Annotated in this window: 27 protein-coding genes; 10 read left to right on the top strand and 17 right to left on the bottom strand. The window is 71.1% G+C overall.

Features of this window, described 5'->3' with window-relative positions; translation table 11 throughout:
- Nucleotides 1-353: 353 nt before the first annotated feature.
- On the bottom strand, nt 354-2,072 hold the full coding sequence (locus tag DEJ51_RS19250) for a lytic transglycosylase domain-containing protein (RefSeq protein WP_223835880.1): 1,719 nt from the start codon (nt 2,070-2,072) through the stop codon (nt 354-356).
- Between the two features lie 418 nt (nt 2,073-2,490).
- On the opposite strand from DEJ51_RS19250, the gene DEJ51_RS19245 reads away from it, so the two are divergent.
- Nucleotides 2,491-3,063 (top strand): dihydrofolate reductase family protein, encoded by a 573-nt coding sequence (locus DEJ51_RS19245; RefSeq protein ID WP_150258702.1) that lies wholly within the window; start codon nt 2,491-2,493, stop codon nt 3,061-3,063.
- 101 nt (nt 3,064-3,164) lie between these two features.
- On the opposite strand, the gene DEJ51_RS19240 is transcribed toward DEJ51_RS19245, so the two are convergent.
- From DEJ51_RS19240 to DEJ51_RS35750, 4 genes are all read right to left on the bottom strand, one after another.
- Nucleotides 3,165-4,799: an alpha/beta hydrolase gene (locus tag DEJ51_RS19240; protein WP_223835879.1), complete on the bottom strand. Its 1,635-nt coding sequence runs from the start codon at nt 4,797-4,799 to the stop codon at nt 3,165-3,167.
- Between the two features lie 100 nt (nt 4,800-4,899).
- Entirely contained in the window at nt 4,900-6,771 is a 1,872-nt protein-coding gene (locus tag DEJ51_RS19235) for an AMP-dependent synthetase/ligase (RefSeq protein WP_223836190.1), read from the bottom strand.
- A 99-nt stretch (nt 6,772-6,870) separates the two neighbouring features.
- Nucleotides 6,871-7,461: an NmrA family NAD(P)-binding protein gene (locus DEJ51_RS19230; RefSeq protein WP_317852410.1), complete on the bottom strand. Its 591-nt coding sequence runs from the start codon at nt 7,459-7,461 to the stop codon at nt 6,871-6,873.
- A 6-nt stretch (nt 7,462-7,467) separates the two neighbouring features.
- A complete protein-coding gene (locus tag DEJ51_RS35750) occupies nt 7,468-8,031 on the bottom strand; it encodes an SDR family oxidoreductase (RefSeq protein WP_317852409.1) in 564 nt (187 codons plus the stop codon).
- 68 nt (nt 8,032-8,099) lie between these two features.
- Between DEJ51_RS35750 and DEJ51_RS19225 the strand changes: the two genes are divergently transcribed.
- The 5 genes from DEJ51_RS19225 (at nt 8,100) to DEJ51_RS19205 (ending at nt 11,590) form a co-directional block, all read left to right on the top strand.
- On the top strand, nt 8,100-8,885 hold the full coding sequence (locus DEJ51_RS19225; RefSeq protein WP_150258700.1) for a DUF4190 domain-containing protein: 786 nt from the start codon (nt 8,100-8,102) through the stop codon (nt 8,883-8,885).
- A gap of 222 nt (nt 8,886-9,107) precedes the next feature.
- Entirely contained in the window at nt 9,108-9,551 is a 444-nt protein-coding gene (locus DEJ51_RS19220; protein ID WP_223835878.1) for a hypothetical protein, read from the top strand.
- Entirely contained in the window at nt 9,548-10,951 is a 1,404-nt protein-coding gene (locus DEJ51_RS19215) for a hypothetical protein (protein ID WP_150258699.1), read from the top strand. The genes DEJ51_RS19220 and DEJ51_RS19215 overlap by 4 nt, the downstream gene beginning before the upstream one ends.
- Nucleotides 10,948-11,268: a hypothetical protein gene (locus DEJ51_RS19210; protein WP_150258698.1), complete on the top strand. Its 321-nt coding sequence runs from the start codon at nt 10,948-10,950 to the stop codon at nt 11,266-11,268. The genes DEJ51_RS19215 and DEJ51_RS19210 overlap by 4 nt, the downstream gene beginning before the upstream one ends.
- A 7-nt stretch (nt 11,269-11,275) precedes the next feature.
- Nucleotides 11,276-11,590, top strand: coding sequence for a hypothetical protein (locus DEJ51_RS19205; protein WP_150258697.1), 315 nt, complete (start codon nt 11,276-11,278; stop codon nt 11,588-11,590).
- A 70-nt stretch (nt 11,591-11,660) separates the two neighbouring features.
- Here DEJ51_RS19205 and DEJ51_RS19200 read toward each other — a convergent pair whose 3' ends face one another.
- The 5 genes from DEJ51_RS19200 to DEJ51_RS19180 all read right to left on the bottom strand — a co-directional run bounded on the left by DEJ51_RS19200 (nt 11,661) and on the right by DEJ51_RS19180 (nt 16,083).
- Entirely contained in the window at nt 11,661-12,980 is a 1,320-nt protein-coding gene (locus tag DEJ51_RS19200; protein ID WP_150258696.1) for a dicarboxylate/amino acid:cation symporter, read from the bottom strand.
- A gap of 371 nt (nt 12,981-13,351) precedes the next feature.
- Nucleotides 13,352-13,624 (bottom strand): DUF4229 domain-containing protein, encoded by a 273-nt coding sequence (locus DEJ51_RS19195; RefSeq protein ID WP_150262013.1) that lies wholly within the window; start codon nt 13,622-13,624, stop codon nt 13,352-13,354.
- Nucleotides 13,625-13,772: 148 nt separating this feature from the next.
- Nucleotides 13,773-14,297 carry a GNAT family N-acetyltransferase gene (locus tag DEJ51_RS19190; protein WP_150258695.1) on the bottom strand — a complete coding sequence of 175 codons (525 nt, stop codon included), beginning with the start codon at nt 14,295-14,297 and terminating at the stop codon, nt 13,773-13,775.
- A 106-nt stretch (nt 14,298-14,403) separates the two neighbouring features.
- The gene (mqnE, locus tag DEJ51_RS19185; RefSeq protein ID WP_150258694.1) at nt 14,404-15,567 is read right to left on the bottom strand and encodes an aminofutalosine synthase MqnE; all 1,164 of its coding nucleotides are present in this window, start codon (nt 15,565-15,567) and stop codon (nt 14,404-14,406) included.
- A gap of 60 nt (nt 15,568-15,627) precedes the next feature.
- Nucleotides 15,628-16,083: an Lrp/AsnC family transcriptional regulator gene (locus DEJ51_RS19180; protein ID WP_030009228.1), complete on the bottom strand. Its 456-nt coding sequence runs from the start codon at nt 16,081-16,083 to the stop codon at nt 15,628-15,630.
- Nucleotides 16,084-16,206: 123 nt separating this feature from the next.
- On the opposite strand from DEJ51_RS19180, the gene DEJ51_RS34595 reads away from it, so the two are divergent.
- Nucleotides 16,207-16,344 carry a hypothetical protein gene (locus tag DEJ51_RS34595; RefSeq protein WP_167745572.1) on the top strand — a complete coding sequence of 46 codons (138 nt, stop codon included), beginning with the start codon at nt 16,207-16,209 and terminating at the stop codon, nt 16,342-16,344.
- Here the strand turns inward: DEJ51_RS34595 and DEJ51_RS19175 are convergent.
- Nucleotides 16,341-17,030: a UbiX family flavin prenyltransferase gene (locus tag DEJ51_RS19175; RefSeq protein WP_150258693.1), complete on the bottom strand. Its 690-nt coding sequence runs from the start codon at nt 17,028-17,030 to the stop codon at nt 16,341-16,343. The two genes, DEJ51_RS34595 and DEJ51_RS19175, sit on opposite strands and share 4 nt — an antisense overlap.
- An 89-nt stretch (nt 17,031-17,119) precedes the next feature.
- Between DEJ51_RS19175 and DEJ51_RS19170 the strand changes: the two genes are divergently transcribed.
- Entirely contained in the window at nt 17,120-17,728 is a 609-nt protein-coding gene (locus DEJ51_RS19170) for a rhomboid family intramembrane serine protease (RefSeq protein ID WP_150258692.1), read from the top strand.
- On the opposite strand, the gene DEJ51_RS19165 is transcribed toward DEJ51_RS19170, so the two are convergent.
- The 4 genes from DEJ51_RS19165 to DEJ51_RS19150 form a co-directional block, all read right to left on the bottom strand.
- Nucleotides 17,718-18,287: a Uma2 family endonuclease gene (locus DEJ51_RS19165; protein WP_223835876.1), complete on the bottom strand. Its 570-nt coding sequence runs from the start codon at nt 18,285-18,287 to the stop codon at nt 17,718-17,720. The genes DEJ51_RS19170 and DEJ51_RS19165 overlap by 11 nt on opposite strands.
- 96 nt (nt 18,288-18,383) lie before the next feature.
- A complete protein-coding gene (gene mqnP / locus DEJ51_RS19160) occupies nt 18,384-19,310 on the bottom strand; it encodes a menaquinone biosynthesis prenyltransferase MqnP (protein ID WP_150258690.1) in 927 nt (308 codons plus the stop codon).
- A complete protein-coding gene (locus DEJ51_RS19155) occupies nt 19,307-19,780 on the bottom strand; it encodes a hypothetical protein (protein WP_150258689.1) in 474 nt (157 codons plus the stop codon). Before DEJ51_RS19155 ends, mqnP begins: the two co-directional genes overlap by 4 nt.
- Entirely contained in the window at nt 19,777-21,234 is a 1,458-nt protein-coding gene (locus DEJ51_RS19150) for a menaquinone biosynthesis decarboxylase (protein WP_150258688.1), read from the bottom strand. Before DEJ51_RS19150 ends, DEJ51_RS19155 begins: the two co-directional genes overlap by 4 nt.
- Nucleotides 21,235-21,326: 92 nt before the next feature.
- Here DEJ51_RS19150 and DEJ51_RS19145 point away from each other — a divergent pair, with 92 nt between their 5' ends.
- Complete coding sequence (locus DEJ51_RS19145; RefSeq protein WP_150258687.1) at nt 21,327-21,632, top strand: PLD nuclease N-terminal domain-containing protein; 306 nt, start codon at nt 21,327-21,329, stop codon at nt 21,630-21,632.
- 27 nt (nt 21,633-21,659) lie between these two features.
- On the opposite strand, the gene DEJ51_RS19140 is transcribed toward DEJ51_RS19145, so the two are convergent.
- Entirely contained in the window at nt 21,660-22,043 is a 384-nt protein-coding gene (locus DEJ51_RS19140; protein WP_150258686.1) for a hypothetical protein, read from the bottom strand.
- A gap of 117 nt (nt 22,044-22,160) precedes the next feature.
- Nucleotides 22,161-22,526 (bottom strand): cupin domain-containing protein, encoded by a 366-nt coding sequence (locus tag DEJ51_RS19135; RefSeq protein ID WP_223835875.1) that lies wholly within the window; start codon nt 22,524-22,526, stop codon nt 22,161-22,163.
- 109 nt (nt 22,527-22,635) lie between these two features.
- Here DEJ51_RS19135 and DEJ51_RS19130 point away from each other — a divergent pair, with 109 nt between their 5' ends.
- A complete protein-coding gene (locus tag DEJ51_RS19130) occupies nt 22,636-23,100 on the top strand; it encodes a MarR family winged helix-turn-helix transcriptional regulator (protein ID WP_150258685.1) in 465 nt (154 codons plus the stop codon).
- Nucleotides 23,101-23,109 lie beyond the last annotated feature (9 nt).

Raw genomic sequence — 23,109 nt, 5'->3', positions numbered from 1 at the left:
AGTACCCAAGGAGCCCTGTCCCCTCTGCGCGAGCAGATCCGGCAGGGCTCCTGCCTTTTCCCTCCCGGGTGGGGGGACGGGTATGCCGCAGGGGCCGCACCGTGTGCACGGTGCGGCCCCTGCGCGTGTGCGGGCACGCCGCCATGGCCGGGGGCCCCGGCACCGGGCCGGACGCGACCCTGCCTGGGCACGGGCCGGTCCGGGGGGCGGGCCGAGGCTCGGGCAGGGCCGAGGGGCGGACCGGGCGCGGGCCGGGCCGGGGGGCGGATAGGACAGGGCCGGGCGCGGGCGGGTGGCTGTACGCAGTGGTCCCCGGCACCGGGGCCGGCGCCGGGGACCGCTGTCGTCCGGGATCAGGGGCGGGTCGCCGCCGGGGCCGGCGCCGTGGTCGGGGTCGTCGGGGTCGTCGGCGTGGTGGCCGGGGCCGTGACCTTGAGCTCCACGACCAGGGTCACCTTCTCCTTGGTCGTCAGGCGCACGAAGTACGGGCCCGGGGACACGTCGGTGGTGAACAGCTCCGGCAGGACGATCTTGCCGGTGGCGTCCGCCTTGGCCAGGAGCCGGCCGTAGACCGGCTTGCCGGCCTCGTCCTTGAAGAACGGGCCCTTCGCGGTCGCCGGGTCCACCGGGACCCACGCGCCGTCCGCGTCCTTCACGACCAGCTCGGCCAGGGCCTCCGTACCCGCGACGGCCTTCCCGCCGGCGGTGGCGAAGACCTCCACGCCGGTGAAGCTCTTGCCCGCGACCGCCTCCGGCACCTTCGCGCCGTCCGCGCGGGCCAGCTTGTCGGCGACCGTCACGGTGACCTTGCCGTCGAAGTTCACGGTGAAGCCGCCGTGCGGGTCGTAGGCCGAGGCCCGCAGGGTGAAGGTGCCGGCCTTGGGACCGGCCGCCAGTCCGGGGGCGACGGCGATGCCGTCGGCGCCCGCCTTGACCACCAGGGAGTCCGCCGTGCCGAAGAGGGTGCCGCCGGTGGTGTCCTTCTCGACCGCGAAGACCACTTCCTGGTTGACGGCGGGCTTGCCGTCGCTCAGGAGCACCTTGACCCTCGGGACCTCCGCGAAGGCCGCCCCGGCCTCGGCCGTGAGCCCGGGACCGCCGAGGACCGTCAGCGTCGCCAGATGCGGAGTCGCCGGCTTCGGCTGCTCCGGGGTCGGAGTCGGGGTCGGGGTCGGCTTGGGCGTCGGCGTCGGCGTGGGGGTCGGCTTCGGCGTCGGCGTCGGGGTGGGCGTCACCGGATTCGACGGCGTGACCGGCACCTTCGGGGTGGGCAGGGTGCCCGGCGGCTGCGTCGGATAGTCCCCGACGGGCGGGTTCGGGACCTCGCCGGCGCCGGCCTGGTACTGGCGCATGTAGCCGAGCACGCTGTTCACGTACTCGCGGGAGTTGTTGTAGCTGAGGATCGCCTGGTCGAGCTTGGCCTCGTTCGACAGGTCGCGGTCGCCCGCGCACAGGTAGAGACCCGCGCCGAGGGCCGCGTCGTAGATGTTGTTCGGGTCGCGCTTGGCGTCGCCGTTGCCGTCGGCGCCCCACTTCGCCCAGGTGGACGGGATGAACTGCATCGGGCCGACGGCCCGGTCGTACGCCGCGTCCGCGTCCCACTCGCCCTTGTCCGTGTCACGGATCTCGGCGAAGCCGTTGCCGTCCAGCCGGGGGCCGCGGATCGGCTTCTCGGTGTAGCCGTCCGCCTTGAGCCCGTAGCCCGAGGCATGGACGGACTCGACCCGGCCGATGCCCGCGAGCAGCTGCCAGGGCAGCTTGCAGTTGGGGAGCGCGGCGGCCACCGACACCTCGGCGCGGTGGTAGGCGTCGAGGGCGGTCGCGGGTATCCCGCTGGCCCCTTCCGTGGCACCCGTCCCGGTGGGCGGCGGGTCGGCCACGATGTCGGGCAGGTCGAGCCGGGCGTCACCGCGGTCGGCGGCCTGCGGACTGTCCGGCGTGGGCTCGGACTCTCCCGCGTCGGCGGTCGACGGGCTGGTCACGACCGCGGCGGTGGTCAGGCTGGCCGCGAGCGCGGCCGTGCACAGGACCTTGCGCGAGGTGTTGACGAGGTGGCGGTGAAGCGGCTTCACAGTGCGGCGATCCCCCCAAGGAGCCGTCAAATGCATATGGCTGGTCGAGCCGTGAATATCCACTGTCTATCAGGTATTCGCCCCCGACTCGCCGTGCCCCCGGCAGATGTGACACACCATTCGTCTCGGCTTCACCCGGGTCTCACGACCGAATGGACAGACCCCCCGGCCCCTCGCCCGAATTGCTCCGATGACACCGCATTCCTACCACCTCCCCCTCGGCCGGGCGTGACTCCTCGGGAGCCATCCACCTTGTGATCCAGATCACTTTTCGGGATTTGGCCGGTGCCGGCCGATGAGTTCCGCCGCGATCCGCGGTCATGGTTCATGGTTGGCGTGGAGTGGCCGCGAGGGCGGCCGGAGCGAACGCCGACCGGATCTGCCACCGACCGGACCCACGAGACACCGAGGAACCCAGATGCGCACCCTGATCAGCACTGCCTTCATCTCGCTCGACGGCGTCGTGGAGGCCCCCGGCGGGGAGGCCGGATACCGGAACGCCGGGTGGACCTTCAAGGACGTCGAATTCCTCCCCGAGGCCTTCGAGATCAAGGGCCGGGAGCAGAAGGAGGCCAGCGCGATGCTGCTGGGCCGCATCAGCTACCAGGCGTTCAGCCCGGTGTGGCCCGACATGGAGGACTTCGCCGACTACAAGGTGATGCCGAAGTACGTCGTCTCCACCACCCTCACCGGGGACGACCTGGTGTCGAACTGGGGCGAGACGACGATCCTGCGCTCGATCGACGACGTCGCGGCGCTGAAGGACACCGAGGGCGGCCCGATCATCCTGCACGGCAGCGCCGCCCTGAACCGGGACCTCTCGGACGCCGGCCTGATCGACCGCTACCACCTGCTGGTCTTCCCGCTCCTGCTCGGCGCGGGCAAGCGGCTCTTCAGCGCCACGGACAAGGACGCGCAGAAGCTGCGGCTCGTCGAGCACGAGGCCTACGCCAACGGTCTGCAGAAGCAGGTCTTCGACGTCGTCCGCTGACCGGGCGGGAGGCCGGACGGAGGATCCGGAGAGGAGGCTCCGGAGAGGCTGCTCCGGAGAGGCGGCTCCGTCCGCTCGTCCGCCCGTGCGTCTCGGCCGGTTCACTCTCCGGCGGGGCAGGACCGGGTCCCGGACGGCAGCCGCCCGTACAGGAGGAAGCCGTCGACGTACTCCGCCACGCAGCGCGAACTCCCGTAGCCGGTGTGCCCGTCGCCCTTGTGGTCCACGATCACCGCCGAGCCCAGCCGCTCGGCGGTCTCCTCCGTCCACTCGTACGGTGTCGCCGGGTCGCCGCGGGTGCCGACCAGGAGCATCGGCGGCGCGCCCGGGTGGTCGATGGTGCGGATGAAGTCGGTGCCGGGGGGCCGCCCGTAGCACGTGAGCACGGACAGCAGCTGCGCCACTCCGAACACCTTCGAGACCTTGAGGAACTCCTCCGCCAGCTCCTCGAACTCCTTCTCGAACGCGGCCGGGGTGGCCTTGTCGATCGACCGGTCCGGGTCGTCGGCGCAGGTCACCGCGGCAAGGGCGGCGGCGAGGTTGTCGGCGGGCACCGGATCGGATCCGTCGCCCTGCGCCGCGGCCGGCGACTCCGACGGCTCGGGCGACTCCGAGGGCTCGGGCGACTCCGTCAGGCCGACCAGAGCCAGCAGCCCGGCCGGATCGTGCGCGCGCTCCGCCTGCTTCAGCGCCTTGGCGAGCGCGGGCCATGTGCTCGGTGAGTACAGGGCCTGGCCGATCGCGAAGGTGGCGATCAGGCTGCTCACCTGTATGCCGTCGTGGCCGACCAGCGGCTCCGTGTCGAGCCGCTCCACCAGGGCGGCCACCTTCTCCTTGGCGGTCCGGGTGTTCGTCCCGTAGACGCAGTCGCTCTGGTGGGCGCACCAGGTCAGAAAGTTGTCGAGGGCCCGCTGCTGACCGCGGGCCGATACGAGCGCCTGCTCGGTCAGCGGTTCGCTGAGGGTGTCGACGCCGTCCAGCACCATGCGGCCGGTGGTCCGGGGGAACAGGGCCGCGTACACGGCGCCGAGGCGGCTCCCGTAGGAGAACCCGAGGAAGTTGAGCTTCTCGTCCCCGAGGAGGCGGCGCATCACGTCCATGTCGCGGGCGACGTCCACGGTGCCCATGTGCGCGAGGACGGGGCCGGAGTTGACCTCGCAGCGTTTGACCTCGTCCCGCAGGGTGGCCAGCGCCGCGGCGGTGTCGGCGTCCGGGTCCGCCTGGGCCCGCTGTGCGCCGCCGCAGGAGACCGGGTCGCTGTGGCCCACGCCGCGGGGGTCGAAGCCGATCAGGTCGTAGCGTTCGCCGAGGTCGGCGAAGGTCTTGGGATCGGCGGCGAGACCGGCCACGCCGGGGGCCCCGGGTCCGCCGAAGTTGATCAGGAGCGAGCCGATGCGCCGGTCCGGGTCGGTGGCCGGTATCCGGCCCAGGGCCACCTTGACGGTGCCCTTGCCCGGGGCCGCGTAGTCGAGCGGGACCTCCACGACGGCGCAGCGCATCTCGGCGGGGACGGGCTTGTCGGGGCAGTCGCCCCAGCGGACGCGCTGGGCGTGGAAGCGTGCCAGGGGGTCCCGGGGGTCGTCGCCCCCGGTGGGCGCGGCCGTGGGGCCGGGCCGGTCTCCCGCGGTGGACCCGGGTGCGGGCGCGGGCGCCCGGGCGGCTCCCAGCGAGGCCAGGAGCATCGCGCCGACGGCTGCGCCCGCCGCTATGGACCTACCGACTCGGGAACGGTGCACTGCGCCCTCCTCGGGCGGCCCCCCGGACCCATCTGCCCACCATAGACCGGTGCCGCGGTCCCCGCCGCCCGGTGCGGGCGGGGGCGGTGCGGCCCGCCGCTCAGGCCTCCCTCGGCCCCCGGTAGAGCTCCTGGATCCGGTCCGCGTAGTCCCGGGCGATCGCGCCCCGCCTGAGCTTCAGCGACGGGGTCAGGTGGCCGCGCGCCTCGGTGAAACCGCCCGGCAGGACGGCGAAGCGGCGGATCGACTCGGCCCGTGAGACCAGCCGGTTCGCCTCGTCCACCGCCCGCTGGAGGTCCGCCCGCAGTTCCTCGTCCCGGACCAGCTCGCGCATCGGCACGTTCTGCTTCTTGTGCATCTGGCGCCAGTGCTGCAGTCCGTCGGGTTCGAGGGTGATCAGCGCGGTGACGTAGGGCCGGTTGTCGCCGACCACCATGCACTGGCCGACCAGCGGATGGGCCCGCAGCCAGTCCTCCAGCGGTGCCGGGGCCACGTTCTTGCCGCCGGAGGTGATGATCACGTCCTTCTTGCGGCCGGTGATGGTGAGGTACCCGTCGGCGTCGAGCTCGCCTATGTCGCCGGTCGCCAGCCAGCTTCCGTACGGCAGGGCGTGCCCGCTGTTCCAGTAGCCGGCGAAGACGTGGCCGCCGCCCAGCAGCACCTCCCCGTCGTCCGCGATCCGTACGGCCGTGCCCGGCAGCGGCCAGCCGACCGTGCCGAGGCGGGGGCGCTGGGGCGGGGTCACGGTGCTCGCGCCGGTGGTCTCCGTCAGTCCGTAGCCCTCGAAGACCTCGATGCCGGCGCCGGTGTAGAAGGCGGCGAGCCGTCGGCCCAGCGGCGATCCGCCGCTCAGGACGTAGCGGACGCGGCCGCCGAGCGCGGCCCGGATGCGCCGGTAGACGAGGGGGTCGTAGAGGGACCGGGCGAGGCGCAGCACGAGCCCGGGGGTCCTGGCCTCGGCGATCTCGGCGAAGCGCTGTGCGATGCGGGCGGCCCGGTCGAAGGAGGAGGCCCGGCCCATCTTCTCGGCGGTGGCCCGGGCGGTGTTGTAGACCTTCTCCAGTACGTAGGGGATGGCCAGGAGGAAGGTGGGCCGGAAGCCGGCGAGGTCGGCGAGGAGGTCCTCGGTACGGATGCTGGGCGCGTGCCCGAGCTTGACGCGGGCCCGCATGCAGCCGACGGCGACCATTCTCCCGAAGACGTGGCTGAGCGGCAGGAACAGCAGGGTGGAGGCGGGGTCCTTGCTGACGGACTTGAAGACGGGGTGCAGCAGTTCCACCGCGTTGTCCACCTGGGCGTAGAAGTTGGCGTGGGTGATCACGCATCCCTTGGGCTGCCCGGTGGTGCCGGAGGTGTAGATGATGGTGGCGAGGGAGTCCGGGGTGCGGGCGGCCCGCCGGTGGTGCACGAGCGCGTCCGGGATCCGTTCCCCGGCCTTGACCAGCCGGGCCACCGCGCCGGTGTCGAGTTCCCACAGGTGGGCCAGCCAGGGCAGGTTGCCGCGCTCGGCGCTGATGAGGCGGGCCTGTGCGGTGTCCTCGACGGCGCAGGCCACGGCCCCGGAGTCCTGGATGATCCAGCGTGCCTGGAGGGCGGAGGAGGTCGGGTAGATCGGTACGGTGACCAGGCCGGCGGCCCAGCCGGCGAAGTCGAGCAGGGTCCACTCGTAGGTCGTACGGGCCATGATGGCGAGCCGGTCGCCCTCCCGGAGCCCTTCGGCGATCAGGCCCTTGGCCACGGCGAGCACCTCGGCCGCGAACTGCCGGGCCGAGACGTCGTGCCAGACGCCGTTCTGGTCCTTGCGGGCGAGCACCGCCTCCTCGGGGGCTTCCCAGGCGTTGTGGAAGGGGAGGTCCCCGAGGGATCCCCGGTCCGGCGGGCCCGCCAGTGCGGGCACCCGTACCTCGCGGACCACTCCGTCGATCACGGTCTTGACGGGTTCGACCGCTTCCACGGTCCGCACCGGCCTCAGTTCGGCTCCCACGGCGCACTCTCCTTGGCTGGGCACGAGTGTTACCGCGGGTAATTTACGGACCGGTAAACCGCTCTGACCAGCCCCTTGAGCCGTTCTTCACGGACGCTCCACGCCACCGCCACCGCCCCACACCCCGGACGCGGCCGTGGTCCGCACGTAGTCGGCGAAGTCGCGGGGCTCCCGGCCGAGCACCCGCTGCACCCCGTCGGCGAGGGTGGCGAAGCGGCCTTCGGCGATCCAGCCGTAGAGCACGTTCAGCAGGCCGGCGAACTCCTCCGGCACGTGCTGCGCCACGGCGTAGGCGGCGAACTCGTCCGCCGGGAGCGGGCGGTAGGTGACCACCCGGCCGGTGGCCCGGGAGATCTCGCCGACCACGGAGTCCAGGCTCAGCAGCCGCGGGCCGGACAGCTCGTAGGCCTGGCCGCCGTGCCCCTCTTCGGTGAGGGCGGCCACGGCGACCTCGGCGATGTCCTCGGCGTCGATGAACGGCTCGACACCGTCCCCGGCCGACATGACGAGCTCACCGTTCTGGATCTGCCCGTGCAGGAAGGGGTCCTCGCTGAAGTTCTGGAAGAACCAGGACGGCTTGAGGATGGTCCATCGCGCTCCGGACTCGCGGACCGCGCGCTCGCAGGGGAGCTTCTCCTCGCCCTGCGGCACCACCCAGTCGCGGGCGGACAGCAGCACCAGCCGCTAGACTCCGGAGGCCACGGCCAGCTCGGCGAAGGAGCGCATCGACGCGGCGGCGTCGGGGAGCTGCGAGTCGACGAGGTAGGCCGCGCCGGCTCCCTCCAGCGTCTGCTCCCAGGTGTTCTCGTCGGTCCAGTCGAAGGCGACCGGCCCCTTCCGGGAGGCGCCCCGGACCTCGTGTCCGCGCTGCCGCAGCTGCGCGGCGACCCGGCTGCCCGTCCGGCCGGTGCTGCCCAGTACCAGGATCGGCTTGGCCGTCGTGTCGTTCTTCGTCGTCGCATGCGACCAGTCAATCCGGCGGCGCCCGGACGCGAAATGCTCCTCCCGCTCACGTACATGTCCGAGCGTCCAGGCTCTGGTCGCCTGGACGGGCCGGCGGGCCTGCGGTACGAAGTACGGTCCGATGGAACCCCGTTCAGCCGGAACGTGCAGATCCGCCCGGCCGGCACCGTGCGGCGGCCGCCGTCCGGCGGGCGGGCCGGGAGCGCGGGATGACGGGCGGGCAGCCCCTGGGCTGTCGGCGGCGGGAGGTAGCGTAGGGGCGGCGTAAAGACCACGTGCAGGCATGCGTCGGTGCGTTGCGACTGCCGGGCCCGTTGTTGCGTCCCACCCTCTGAGCAAGGAGCTCCACACGCATGTCCATACCACCGCCGCCTCCGTCGTCCCCCGGCCCCTACGGACAGCCCGGCCCGTACGGACAGCCGGCGCAGCCCGGTCTCCCGCCGTACCCCGGCGGGCCGCAGGGCTGGTACCCGCAGCAGCCGCAGAAGAACAACACGCTGGCCATCGTCGCGTTCGTCATGTCGATCGTGTGCGGGATCCCGCTGGTCCCGATCGTCCTCGGCATCGTCGCCCTCTCCCAGATCAAGTCCCGCGGTGAGAAGGGCAAGGGCCTCGCCATCGCGGCGATCGTCATCCACAGCGTGTCCATGGTGATCACGGTCCTCATCGTGGTGCTCGGCATCTCCGGGGCGCTGGAGGACGCCGCCCCGAAGAAGCGCGACACCGGCGGCCAGGTCACCGGCCCGGTCTCCAGCGGTGTGACCGAGATCCGCAAGGGCGACTGCTTCAACACGAACGACGATCTGGCGCAGTACAACGACGAGGACGGCAGCCAGGCCGCCCGCTCGGTGCGCATCGTGCCCTGCGACCAGCCGCACAAGGGCGAGGCGTACGCGGTGTTCGACCTGGACGGGGGAGCGTACCCGGGCACGGAGAGCGTCACGAAGACCGCCGAGGAGAAGTGCGCCGGCACCGCGCTGACCACGTACGTGGGCAACGACCCGAAGCTCTCGGAGAAGCTGGAGGTCTACTACTACTACCCGCAGGCCGCCACCTGGATCCTCGGCGACCGCGAGGTCACCTGCTTCGTCGGCGACCCCAGCGGTCCGACCACCGGCTCGGTCCGCGCCGCCTCCTGACCCCCGGCCGCCCACCGGCCGCCGCAGGCCCCGCCCCGACCGGGAGCGGGGCCTGCGGCTTTGACGGACCGCCGGGCGGTCCGCCGCGGAACCGGAGGGCATCCCACCGCGTCTCCGGTCCATATCGGCACCGCGAGCTTCCGCAGGCGGAAATCCCCGTATTAGCATGGACATGACCAGCTGATTCTGGCCATGTCCAGTTATCAACTATCCAGGGGATACATGTCGTTCGACGCGGAATGGGCCCAGCACAAGGCCGCCGCCCTCGCACAGCAGTCATCCGCCATGCGCCTCAACCACGCTCCGGCCGACGGCGGCGCACCGGGGAGCCCCGCCGGGAGCCTGGTGGCCGGGGCCGCCTCCATCAACGGCAACGCCAACCTGCTGATCGAGATCGCCGCCCTCCTGCACGAGGGCCGGCCCGACGGCGACACCGGCACGATGGCCCGCGCACCCCGCGCCCACGCCGACGTCTCGGCCGAGGTCCTGCGCTTCGCCCAGTTCGCCGACGACCAGTTCAAGGACACGATCGGCCTGTTCGCCGCCCTGGCCACCCGCCTGAAGACGACCGGCACCGAATTCGCCCAGGTGGACGACGGCACCGCCCGCTCCTTCCTCGCGAACCTCCTCGCATCGGGCCAGTACGTGAAGCCGGAGGCCAAGTGAGCGGGCTCAGCCACCGCAAGGACGTCCAGTTCCTGGAGGAGTGCAATCCCGCGCTGGTCGAGCGCAACGCCGCCGAGTTCAGGCGCCTGCGCGACCTGCTCGTGCAGGCCGGGGAGCCCGCCCGGCGCGCCGAGACCGGGACCGAGTGGCACAGCGACGGCAGCCACACCTACACCGCACGCCTGTCCGAGGCGCGGCAGCTCGTGCAGCACATCGCCGAAGGGTACGACAAGGCCGCGAGCGCCCTGCACGCGTACGCCGCGGCGCTGACGACCGCCAAGTCCCACTACGCGAACGGCAAGGGCGCCGAGCGCAAGCTCGCCACCCTGATCGCCACGAAGGGCACCGCGATCACCCGCACGGCGCAGGAGGCGGAGCCCATGTGCCAGTGGGAGGACATGCGGGCGACGACCGGGTTCCTCGACGGTCTCGCCGAGCTCACGATGGACGTCGACGACATCCGCGACGAGGCGAACCGCCTCCACGACGACGCGGGCGGCAACTTCCGGCTGGCGCAGACCACCGAGCAGGAGGCCCGCAGCTCCTGCGTCCACGCGCTGAAGCAGGCGTACGAGCTGCTGCCCGAGTTCCGGCTGAAGGGCGCCGCGAGCGGGGTCGACCTCTACGCGGCCATGGCCGACATCCGCCGCGAGGCCGCGGAGGCCCGCGCCAACCCCCTGACCCGGCTGCCGGGCAGCGGCCCGAAGAAGGACATGACCGGCCCGGTGGGACCGGACACCCCGGTCTCCCCGCAGCTGCGCGACATCCGGACCCGGGTCGCCGGGCTGCCGGGGGACGCCGCCGACAACTACTGGATCCCGCTGGTCACCGACGGCCAGCACGCGGACTGGATCTCCCAGAACAAGGAGGTCCTGCGGGCGGCCGCGAAGAACGCGGGGCTGCCGGAGGAGCTGGTCGCGGGCGTGGCCTGGCAGGAGATCGGCGGCTACCAGCCCGGACTGCTGGACGACGTGACCGGCACGATCCGCGAACAGGCAGCGGCCCCCTGGGGACTGAGCCCGGTCACCCCCGAGAACCTGCCGTGGCGGCTCGGCGGGAAGCTGGACGAGACCTCGTACGGACCGATCGCCATCCAGCTCCGGCGCGGCGCCGAAGTCCTCGGCTACGACCCGGCGAACCTCACCGACCACCAGCGGACCCTGGTGGAAGAGGCACTCCAGGACCCCAAGCAGAATGCCTTCATAGCGGCCGGCTTCCTGGCCCAGATCAAGGCGGAGAGCGGTCTCGCCGACGTCCCGGCCGATCGGATGACGCAGGCCCAGATGCGGGAGATCGCCGCCCGCTACAACGGTGGCCCCTACTGGGACCTCCCCAAGGCCCAGGGCTACGGGGACCGGTTCGTCGGGAACCTCGCCCAAGCGAAGGACGCAATGCGATGACGTACCCCCGCGAGAGCATCGACCTGCCCGAGGACCGGGGCTGCCTGCGGTGGGTACTGGGCGTTCCGCTCGGGATCATCCACCTGCTGAACGCCTTCGCCGTGGCCGGGGCCCTGTTCGCCGGGCCCCGGGGCGAATGGGACGACCAGGGCTACGAGAACGTCGGCGCGCTGTGCCTGGTCTCCGTGTCGCTGAGCGTGCTGGGCCTGCTCGTCACCGCGGTACCGAGCGTGCGCCGGGCCATGGGCCCGTGGTGGCTCGCCCCGCCCCTGCTGCTCGGGCTGACCGCGTTCGTCCGCGGCGCGACGCTCGGCTGAGGCCCGGATGAGGCTCCCGCGCGAGAACATCGACCTGCCCGAGGACCGCGGCTGCCTGCAGTGGGTCCTCGGGATACCGCTCGCCCTCTTGTACGTCCCCGCGGTGTTCACCTGCTGCACGGCCCTGTGGATGGGGCCGCAGCCCGGCGACGGCCCGCTGCGCGACGACATCCGCTTCCTGGCCGGCTGCTGCCTGGTGCTGTGCCTCACGGGGCTGCTGGTCACCATCACCCCGCTGTTCCGGCGGACCATGGGCCGGTGGTGGTTCGCCCTGCCGTTCCTGCTGGCCACGATCGCCTACGTCCGCGCGCAGACGGTCTGACCGCGGGGAAGGACGCCGCAGCCCCCGCCCGGTCGGGGGCGGGGGCTGCGGCAGGCGGTGCGGGTGCGGGTCAGGCCGCGATCGCGACCTTCTCGGCGGCCGGGGCGGGCTCTTCCAGCGCCGAGGCCGAGGCGGAGGCGTAGGCCTCCTTGTCCAGGATCCCCTCGCGGGCCGCGACGATGACCGGGACCACGGCCTGGCCGGCCACGTTGGTGGCGGTGCGCATCATGTCCAGGATCGGGTCGATCGCCAGCAGCAGGCCGACGCCCGCGAGCGGCAGGCCCAGTGTGGACAGGGTCAGCGTCAGCATGACGGTGGAGCCCGTCAGGCCGGCCGTGGCGGCGGAGCCGATGACCGAGACGAAGACGATGAGCAGGTACTCCTTGATGCCGAGCTGCATGTCGAAGATCTGCGCGATGAAGATGGCGGCGAGGGCCGGGTAGATCGCGGCGCAGCCGTCCATCTTGGTGGTGGCGCCGAACGGGACGGCGAAGGAGGCGTACTCCTTCGGGACGCCGAGGCGCTCGGTGACCTTCTGGGTGACGGGCATGGTGCCGACCGAGGAGCGGGAGACGAAGGCCAGCTGGATGGCGGGCCAGGCACCCTTGAAGAACTGGAGCGGGCTGACCTTGGCGACCGTCGCGAGCAGCAGCGGGTAGACGCCGAACATCACGAGGGCGCAGCCGATGTAGATGTCGGCGGTGAAGGTCGCGTACTTGCCGATCAGGTCCCAGCCGTACGTGGCGATCGCGGTGCCGATGAGGCCGATCGTGCCGATCGGGGCGAGGCGGATGACCCACCACAGGGCCTTCTGCAGCAGCTCCAGGGCGGACTCGGAGAGGTCGAGGACCGGCTTGGCCTTGGCGCCCAGCTGGAGGGCGGCGATACCGGCGACGACGGCCAGGAAGACGATCTGAAGGACCTTCAGCTCGGTGAACGGCGTGACGATGTCCGTCGGCACGATCCCGGTGAGGAAGTCGATCCAGGAGCCGGTCCGCTTGGGGTCCTTGCCGTCGGCCGCGGTGAGGCCGGTGCCGGCACCGGGGTCGGTCAGCAGGCCGATGCCGATGCCGATGCCGACCGCGATCAGCGAGGTGATCATGAACCAGAGGAGGGTGCGGGAGGCCAGGCGCGCCGCGTTGTTCACCTTCCGCAGGTTGGTGATCGACACCAGGATCGCGAAGAAGACGAGGGGGGCGATGGCCAGCTTCAGCAGCTGGATGAAGATGTCGCCGGTCTTCTCCAGCGTGGTGCCGAGCCAGCTGATGTCCTGGCTGCGCGCTATCCAGCCGAAGAGGACGCCGAGGGCGAGACCGGCGACGATCTGGGCCCAGAAGGGGAACTTGAACGAGGCCTTTGCGGGGGCCTGGGGGGTCGCGGACACGGACACTCTCCGGAGGTGGCGCACGAAGACAGGGGGGAAGTACTGCGGTGGTGAAGCGGTGCGGCAGCAGCCAGAAGGGCCGGCCGGGACGGCTGCTGTATCGATTCAGCTCAACAGCAACAGGCCGCGGACGCGCGGCGGCAGAGGTCGACGTGCAGGCGCGTCACGAGCGGAACGCTCGCGATCAGGGGGTGCGCAACTGTGGTCAACATGTTGAACACGCTAACACTTCCCCTTTGAGAATCTCAAAGGGGCGCTTTGAGACAACGGCGCACGAGGCCCTCTTGCGCGGACCCGGAAAACGCGACCGCCCCAGCGTTACGGGCGGTATACCCGGTGCTGGGGCGGTTCGATGTGTGATGAAGCCAACTGGGGCGTTACGGGGTGACGCGCGCCGCGTCGTCCGCCTGGTCCTCCTGGCTGCGGTTCGCGGCGAGCCGCTCCTTCGCACCCGCGACGCGGCCGGAGATCTGCGAGGACATCTCGTCGCGCTGCTTGCGCAGGAGGACGAAGGAGAGCGGGGCGGAGATCACGATGGCGAGCAGCACGACCCAGGCGGCATTGGCCTCCCCGAGCCCTGCGGGCACCCAGCCGAGCCGGACGAGGCCCGCGACGGCGACGAGGCAGCCGACGAAGATGCCCAGGCGCATCGCGGTGTAGCGGATCGTTGCGCTCGTCTTGAGGGACACGGTGACCCCTTCTCTCTCGTCGTGGTCTACGGCCGGTGCCCGTCCAGTGAAGCACGCCGGGATGCCGCCCCGGCCCTCCGGGGTCTCCGGCCGCGGGCCGGAGCGCGTGTCAGTGCAGCGGCAGCAGCATCGTGACGTCGTCCCGGTCCTCACCGGGCGCCACCCGGATGGCGCCGGGGACGCGGCCGACCTCCTTGTAGCCGCAGGAGGCGTAGAAGCGCTCCAGCCCGAGACCGCCGCGGCAGGTGAGCCGGATGGCGTCGACGTCCCCGAGGGAGCGGGCCGCGGCCTCGGTGGCGGCCATCAGTTCGCGCCCGTACCCCTTGCCCTGATGGCGCGGATGGACCATCACCGTGTAGGCCCACACCCAGTGGAGCTGGAGCCGGTGCGTGTTGCGGATGAGGAAGGCGGTCGCGGCGACGGCCCCGTCCTCGTCGTACGCGACGAGGAGCCGGCAGCTCCCGTCGGCGATGCCACCGAGGTGCTCGTCGAGCGCGGGGCGGATGTCGTCGAGGGTGACCGGGGGCACGAAACCCACGGCGCCCCCCGCGTTGGTGACGTCGGCCCACAGCTCCACGATCCCCTCACGCAGGGAAGGGACGACAGCCGGGTCCAGGACAAAAGTAAGAGCCACTAGACCAATTTATCCATTACGCCGTCGGCCCGTCCAGAAAGCGGAACCCCGGCCCGCGGGCCGGGGTTCGACTCACCGGAAAACGGTCGGACGCCCGGACGGGACGTCAGACGCGCATCGCCTGCGGGGTCTCGCGCAGGTTCGCGTCCGGACCGGGGTATTCGCGGATGATCTCGTAGCGCGTGTTGCGCTCGACCGGGCGGAAGCCCGCTTCCCGGATCAGCTCCAGCAGATCGTCACGGCCCAGCTTGTTCGGGGTGCCGTAGTTGTCCGCGTCGTGCGTGATCTTGTACTCGACGACCGAGCCGTCCATGTCGTCCGCGCCGTGCTGCAGCGCGAGCTGGGCGGTCTGCACGCCGTGCATCACCCAGAAGACCTTGACGTGCGGCACGTTGTCGAAGAGCAGCCGCGAGACGGCGAAGGTCTTCAGCGCCTCGGCGCCGGTCGCCATCGTCGTACGCGCCTGGAGCTTGTTGCGCACCTTGCCGTCCTGCATGTCCACGAAGTCGTGCTGGTAGCGCAGCGGGATGAAGACCTGGAAACCGCCGGTCTCGTCCTGGAGCTCGCGCAGCCGCAGCACGTGGTCCACGCGGTGGCGCGGCTCCTCGATGTGCCCGTAGAGCATGGTCGAGGGGGTCTTGAGACCCTTCTCGTGCGCGAGCCGGTGGATGCGCGACCAGTCCTCCCAGTGGGTGCGGTGGTCGACGATGTGCTGGCGGACCTCCCAGTCGAAGATCTCCGCGCCGCCCCCGGTGAGCGACTCCAGGCCGGCCTCGATCAGCTCGTCGAGGATGTCGGAGGCCGACATCCCCGAGATGGTCTCGAAGTGGTGGATCTCGGTCGCCGTGAACGCCTTCAGCGAGACGTTCGGCAGCGCCTTCTTCAGCTCGGAGAGCGAGCGCGGGTAGTAGCGCCACGGCAGGTTCGGGTGCAGGCCGTTGACGATGTGCAGCTCGGTGAGGTTGTCGTTCTCCATGGCCTTGGCCAGGCGCACGGCCTCCTCGATGCGCATCGTGTACGCGTCCTTCTCGCCCGGCTTGCGCTGGAACGAGCAGTACGCGCACGAGGCGGTGCACACGTTCGTCATGTTGAGGTGCCGGTTGACGTTGAAGTGGACGACGTCACCGTTCTTGCGCGTGCGCACCTCGTGGGCGAGGCCACCGAGCCAGGCCAGGTCGTCCGACTCGTAGAGGGCGATACCGTCCTCACGGGTCAGCCGCTCGCCGGAGCGGACCTTCTCCTCCAGCTCACGCTTGAGCCCAGCGTCCATGTGCCGGTCGCCTCCTCTAGATGCCTCTGCCTGTCCTGCGAACCCTGGTCAACCGTACTCTCAGGCTTCCTCGGGAAGTTCCCCGACCCGGTTCTCCCACTTCGTGGAGAGCACGATGGTGGTGCGGGTACGCGATACGCCCTTGGTGCCGGAGAGCTTGCGGATGATCTTCTCCAGGCCGTCCACGTCGTTGGCGCGCACCTTCAGCATGAAGGAGTCGTCGCCCGCGATGAACCAGCAGTCCTCGATCTCCGCCAGGTCGCGCAGCCGCCGGGCCACGTCCTCGTGGTCCGCCGCGTCGGACAGCGAGATGCCGATCAGCGCCGTGACGCCGAGGCCCAGCGAGGCGGAGTCCACCGTCGCGCGGTAGCCGGTGATGACGCCGGCCGTCTCAAGCCGGTTGATGCGGTCGGTGACGCTGGGGCCGGAGAGGCCCACGAGACGGCCCAGCTCCGCGTACGAGGCACGACCGTTCTCCCGGAGTGCCTGGATGAGCTGCCTGTCCACCGTGTCCATTTACGTGGAGCCTTCCATTATTCGGCGATCCTGCAAGTCTAGGTATAGAATCTAAGGCACACAGGGTCAACACCCTGTGAAATATTTCAGCTGATCAATGACGATCTTCAGGAGTGGTTCACCGTGCTCACGATCGAGATGGCCTACGCACACATGCGGGAGCTCCAGGAGCTGGCCAACCGATCCCGTGCCCACCAGCCCGCCGCGGCCCACCGCGTCGACAAGGCCCGCAAGCCCCTCGGCCGTAAGAAGAAGGCCTAGTCACCGGCGCTTGCCTCCCGGGGAGCACGGGAGCCTCCCAGCTCCCCCTCCCAGCGGCGGTACAGCCGGTGCGGCACGTCCGCCGCGTCCAGCACCCGCCCCGCGACGAAGTCCACCAGATCCTGGATGTGCGTCGCACCCGCGTAGAACGCCGGAGAGGCGGGCAGCACGATCGCGCCCGCCTCGTCCAGCGCCACCAGATGCCGCAGCGTCTGCCCGTTCAGCGGGGTCTCCCGCACCGCGACCACCAGCCGGCGCCGCTCCTTGAGCGTCACGCTCGCCACGCGCTGGAGCAGGTCCTTCGACAGGCCGAGCGCCACCCCGGCCACGCAGGCAGTGGACGCCGGGACGACGATCATCCCCTTGACCGGGTACGAGCCCGAGCTCGGGCCCGCCGCCAGGTCCCCCGCACCCCAGTACCGGACGTCGTCCAGCTCCGGCCGCGGATAGGTCGCGGGCTTCCCGTCCGCGCCACGCCCCAGCCACTCGCCCAGGTCCTCGCGCCAGTGCGCGTCACGGAAGGCGATCCCCGTCTCGTCCAGCAGGGTGAGGCGCGAGGCGCGGCTCACCACCAGGTCGACACTCTCCCCCGCGGCCAGCAGCCCGCGGAGCACCGCCGCCGCGTACGGCGTCCCGGAGGCCCCGGAAACCCCGACCACCCACGGGGTGCGCTTGCGCTCAGTCATACCTCCGAGACTATCCGGCCACCGACGATGGGCACTCAGTAAGGTGTCGGGACGTTCCCGTGACGGGACACGGCCAGGGGGAGAAGAAGATGAGCACCACGGTGGAACCGCAGTGGACGCAGGCCGACCGCGCCAAGGCCGCGGCCAAGCTGATGCTGGGCTGGGTGGCCCTGCTGTGGGTGATCGAGCTGGTGGACCTGGCCACCGGACACGCCCTCGACGGGTACGGGATCATCGCCCGTGAGGCGGACGGGCTCACCGGGATACCGCTCGCGCCCTTCCTCCACTTCGGCTTCGACCATCTGGCGTCCAACACCGTCCCGCTGCTGGTCCTCGGCTTCGTCGCCGCCCTCAGCGGCATCCGCCGCTTCCTCGCCGTCTGCGCCGCCGTCACCGTGGTGGACGGGCTCGGCGTCTGGCTGGTCTCCCCGTCGTACAGCATCACGGCGGGCGCCTCGGGCCTGATCTTCGGCCTCTTCGGCTACCTGCTGGTCCGCGGCTTCGTGGAACGGCGGCCGCTGGGCGTGGTGGTGGCGGTGGTGATCGCCGCCGTCTGGGGCGGCACGGTCTTCCTCGGCGTCCTGCCGACGGACTCGGGCGTCAGCTGGCAGGGCCACCTCTTCGGCCTGCTCGCGGGCATCGTGACGGCCCTGTACTTCCGCCGCCCGGACCGCCGACAGCCGGCCCTCACGGGCTGACGGCGGAGGGGTCCACGGGCAGGGCGGAGGTGTCGACCGTCAGCTTGCCGAGTCCGGTCTCGACGACAACCGTCCCGCCGTACGCGATGGTGTCCCGGCCCCGGTACCCGTCCGGCCCCGGATTCCACAGCGTCACGCAGTGCGCCTCGTAGGGGTCGAAGATCAGGTAGTGCGGAATGCCCCGCCGGGCGTAGGCCCGGTCCTTGACCTCGTAGTCGTTGCGCACGCTGCCGCGGGAGACCACCTCGACGGCCAGCTCGACCAGATCGGGCGGGTAGGCGCTGAGGTTCTTGTCCGCCTCCGCGGCGGGCACCACCGCCAGGTCGGGGCAGAATTCGTTGTCGCCGTCGAAGGGGATCGCGACATCACTGAGGAAGCCCCAATCCGGCCCCAGCTGGGCCTCCAGCACGTTCCACAGCAGACGGATCGTCCGGCCGTGGTGCGGCTTCCGCGGACTCATCACGATGGCACCCTCAACGATCTCTGTCCGGTATCCGGGGAACATGTCCTCGCACCGGTTCAGCTGTGAGTGCAGGCGGTCGCTCTCCGAAATGGTCACGTCGGCCTCCCTGTCCATGCACTCGATGTTAGAGCGCAGGCTAGTGAGAGGGTCAGACCCCGAACGATCGAATGCCGGCCGGCTCACCCGTCGGAGCTACGAGACGGTCAGGCCGCGGGCCACCAGATCGGCCAGAGCGCACACGAACAAGGCGATCCCGATGAAGCCGTTGACCGTGAAGAAGGCCCGGTTCAGGCGGGACAGGTCGTGGGGCTTCACGATCGTGTGCTCGTAGAGGAAGGCGGCGACGACGACCGCCAGGCCGGTCCAGAACAGCACGCCCGCGTCCGTGGCCAGCGCGTACCAGGCCAGCAGGGCCGTGGTCACGGCGTGTGCGCCGCGCGCGCCCCAGAGGGCGGCCGGTACTCCGAAGCGGGCCGGGACGGACTTGACGCCCTCGGCGCGGTCTGCGGCCACGTCCTGGCAGGCGAAGATCAGGTCGAAGCCGCCGATCCACACGCCGACCGCCAGCCCCAGGATCACCGCGTCCCAGGACCACTCGCCGGTGACCGCGAGCCAGGCCCCGACCGGGCCCATGGCCTGGGCCAGGCCCAGGATGGCGTGCGGGAAGTTCGTGAACCGCTTGCCGTACGGGTAGACCACCATCGGGATCACGGCGACCGGCGCGAGCGCCAGGCACAGCGGGTTCAGCAGGGCCGCCGAGCCGAGGAAGACCAGGAGGGCGATCCCGGCGCCGGTCCAGGCGGCGCGCACCGAGACCGCGCCGGTGACCAGTTCGCGGCCGGCCGTGCGCGGGTTACGGGCGTCGATCTCGCGGTCGATGATCCGGTTGGCGGCCATCGCGAAGGTCCGCAGCCCCACCATGCAGATGGTGACGAGGAGCAGGACGCCCCAGTGGATGCGCCGGTCGAGCTGGAACATGGCGGTGAAGGCCGCGATGTAGGCGAAGGGCAGCGCGAAGACCGAGTGCTCGATCAGCACCAGTCTGAGAAAGGCCTTGACCTTGTTGGTGGCCTCCGGCGCGGGACCGTGTCCGACCACTCCATCGGCGGTGGTCATCATGCGAGTTCCCTCCGGAACTGTTCGAGTTCGGCCAGCAGCTCCGCCGCCGGGAGCGCGCCGAGCTCCAGGGTCCGGGCAGCGGTGGCGCCGTCCTCCTCCTCGGGCGGGGTGATCTGCGCGGTGACCACCCAGTCGCCGCCCGAAGGGCGGGCTTCGAGGCGGAGGAAGTTGCCGGCTTCGACGGTGAAGGGACCGGCCGCGGACAGGGCCTGCTGCAGCTGCTCCGCGAAGGCGTCCGCCTCCACGTCGCGGGCGCCGGGCAGTTCGAAGCCGTCGCCCTCGCCGTCCACGTCGTACATCAGCGCCCAGACGTCACCGGGACCCGCGAACTCCTCCGGGCTCACTCCCGCGTCGCGGGCGGCGGCGAGCACGCCGGGCTGGGTCGGGTCGATCTGCGGGCGCATCAGGGCGACGTAGGCCTCGGCGGTGCCGATCTGGAGTTCCGGGCCGCCGACGGCGATCGGGCTCACAGTCCGTACTCCTTCCAGCGGCGGTCCACGAGGGCGGCGGTCGCCGGGTCGGACTCGACCATGTCGGGCCAGCCGCCGTCGCGGGTGTAGCCCTCCTCGGGCAGCTTCTTGGTGGCGTCGATACCCGCCTTGCCGCCCCAGAACTGCTGGTACGAGGCGTGGTCCAGGTGGTCCACCGGGCCTTCGACGACGGTGAGGTCGCGCGAGTAGTCGGTGTTGCCCAGCGCCCGCCAGGAGACCTCGTGCAGGTCGTGGACGTCGCAGTCCTTGTCGACCACGATGATCAGCTTGGTCAGCGACATCATGTGCGCGCCCCAGATGGCGTGCATGACCTTCTGGGCGTGCTTCGGGTACTTCTTGTCGATCGAGACGATCGCGCAGTTGTGGAAGCCGCCCGATTCCGGGAGGTGGTAGTCCACGATGTCCGGAACGATGATCTTGAGCAGGGGCAGGAAGAACCGCTCCGTCGCGCGGCCGAGCGGGCCGTCCTCGGTCGGCGGCCGGCCGACGACGATCGACTGGATGAGCGGACGCCTGCGCATCGTCACGCAGTCGATCTTCAGGGCCGGGAAGGGTTCCTGCGGGGTGTAGAAGCCGGTGTGGTCGCCGAAGGGACCCTCCGGGAGCATCTCGCCGGGCTCCAGCCAGCCCTCGATCACGACCTCCGCGTTGGCGGGGACCTGGAGCGGGACCGTCTTGCAGTCGACCATCTCGATCCGCTTGCCGGCGACGAAGCCGGCGAAGAGGTACTCGTCGATGTCGCCCGGCAGCGGTGCGGTGGACGCGTAGGTCACCGCGGGCGGGCAGCCGAAGGCGATCGCGACCGGCAGCCGCTCGCCCTTGGCGGCGGCGACGGCGTAGTGGTTGCGGCTGTCCTTGTGGATCTGCCAGTGCATGCCGATGGTGCGCTTGTCGTGGCGCTGGAGGCGGTAGAGGCCGAGGTTGCGGACGCCGGTCTCGGGGTGCTTGGTGTGGGTCAGGCCGAGGTTGAAGAAGTCGCCGCCGTCCTTGGGCCACGTGAAGAGGGCCGGGAGCTGGTCGAGGTCCACGTCGTCGCCGGTGAGGACGACCTCCTGGACGGGTGCGGATTCGCCCTTCACCTTCTTCGGCGGCACGTGCACCATCGAGCCGAGCTTGCCGAAGGCCTCGCGGACCCCGATGAAGCCCTGCGGGAGCTCCGGCTTGAGCAGGCCGCCGATCTTCTCGCTGATCTCGCCGTACGACTTGAGGCCGAGGGCCTTCAGGAGGCGGCGGTCGGTGCCGAAGACGTTCATGGCCAGCGGCATCGCCGAGCCCTTGACGTTCTCGAAGAGGAGCGCCGGGCCCCCCGCCTTGTTCACTCTGTCGACGATCTCCCCGACCTCCAGGTACGGGTCGACTTCGGCCTTGATGCGCTTGAGGTCGCCCTCCCGCTCCAGGGCCCGGAGCAGCGAGCGGAGATCGTCGTAAGCCATAGGGGTCAGTATCCGTCACCTACTACCCTGGAGGCGTCACCGGGGCCCCGACGCGGGCCCCCCGTCACTGACCTGGGAGTCGGTCCCACACCGTGCTGCGCTATCTGCCGTTCCTGCTGATCCTCGCGCTGACCATCTACGCCTTCGTCGACTGCCTGAACACGCCGGAGCCGGAGGTCAAGCACCTCCCCAAGGTGGTCTGGGTGATCATCATCCTGCTCTTCTCCATCGTGGGGCCGGTCGTGTGGCTGTTCGCGGGCAAGGAACGGGTGGCCCCGGGCGGGGGCCGGGCGCGCCGGACGCAGTGGGTGGCGCCCGACGACAACCCGGAGTTCCTGAAGTCGCTGCGCGACGAGCAGGACAAGGACAAGGACAAGAAGGACAGGGACCAGGACTGAGGGCTCCCTCGGGGGGCGGGCGGCGCCTCAGCCGACGAGGAAGTACCAGGGGGCCTGACGGGAGTCCTTGGATCCCGAGCCACCCTGGTGGAAGAAGCCGGGCGGCTCGCTGGGGCGGGGCCCGGGCCGCAGGTCCCCGATGTCCGCGTAGGGCGGACCCACCCAGGGGGTGCTGGGGCGCGGCCCCGGCTTGGGGCCGTAGAGGTCCTTGACGTCGGCCCACGGCGGGTACTGCATCGGCGGGTTGCTCGGGCGGGGCTGCGGGGCCGGAGCAGCCTGGCTGGGCTGCGGGGTGGGGGCGGGGCCCGGCGTGTCGGCGAAGGCGCCGGACGAGAGCGAAACTCCTCCCACGACCAGGGCCGACACGGTGGCGAAGGCGATCCACCCGGTACGGGTGTGGGTGCGGGGCATCGTGGGACTCCTTGCTGAGGTTGGGCGGCCCAGCCGAGCGGGGGCCGCCCCTCCATTGCGCCCCGGCGGCCGCGCCCGGTCATGTCACCGGTTCCCGTGGCTTGACAGCCCCGGGAACTACCGGGCCCACGGCAGGACGCGGGTGCCCTCCTCCCCCGGGACCGTGACCACGCCGTCCGCGCGCATCACGACGTAGGCCTCGAAGGTCTCGGCGGAGTGGATGCGGCGCAGCACGTCCGGGGGCAGGACGAGGGTCTGGCCGGCGGTGGCCTTCTCGGTGCGGCCGGCGCAGGTGACCTCCAGGGTGCCGGCGGTCAGGGTCCACACCTGCTCGCGGCTGACGGAGTGCTCGGGGCCGGTGTGGCCGGCGGGCATGGCCACGTGCCAGCTGCTGAGCTCCCGGCTGCCGCGGCTGGGGGCGGCGAAGCCGGTCATGGTGGCGTTGGGGGTGGCGGTGACGTTCTCGGGGGCAGGGCTGATCACGTGCACGGCGGATCCTCGTCTCTCGGGGCGTCTTCCGGGGACATGCAAGTAAAGCTGCTTTACTCACACTGAGTAAAGCAGCTTTACCCACCCGTGTCACCATGTGCGCGTGACGAGAGACGAGAACGAGGGCGTCGAGCTGCTGTTCCTGCTCGGCCTGGGCTTCCAGACGCTGCTGGGGGAGTTCACCCGGCGCGTCGCCGAGGCCGGCTATCCGGACCTGCGACCCGTGCACGGCATGGCCTTCCAGGCCCTCCAGTACGACGGCGCCACCGCCACCGAGCTCGCCGAACGGCTCGGGGTGACCAAACAGGCCGCCGGGCAGATCGTCGACGACCTGGAGAAGCGCGGCTACGTCCGCCGCGAGCCGCACCCCGGCGGCGGCCGCCGCAAGCTGGTGGTCCTGACCCGGGCGGCCCGCGACCACCTCGCCGTCGCGGGCCGGATCCTGCACGAGCTGGAGGCCGAGCTGGGGCATGGCACCGACCTCACCGCCCTGCGCGCCGGGCTCGGGGAGGTCGTGCGCACCTTCCACGGGGAGGGGCCGCTGCCGCCGCTGCGCCCGGTGTGGTGAGAGGCGGGG

Source organism: Streptomyces venezuelae, assembly GCF_008642275.1.
GTDB classification, from domain to species: Bacteria; Actinomycetota; Actinomycetes; order Streptomycetales; family Streptomycetaceae; genus Streptomyces; species Streptomyces venezuelae_E.
Note: the sequence above shows the minus strand (reverse complement) of the source record. Positions and strands in the feature narration are given on the sequence as shown.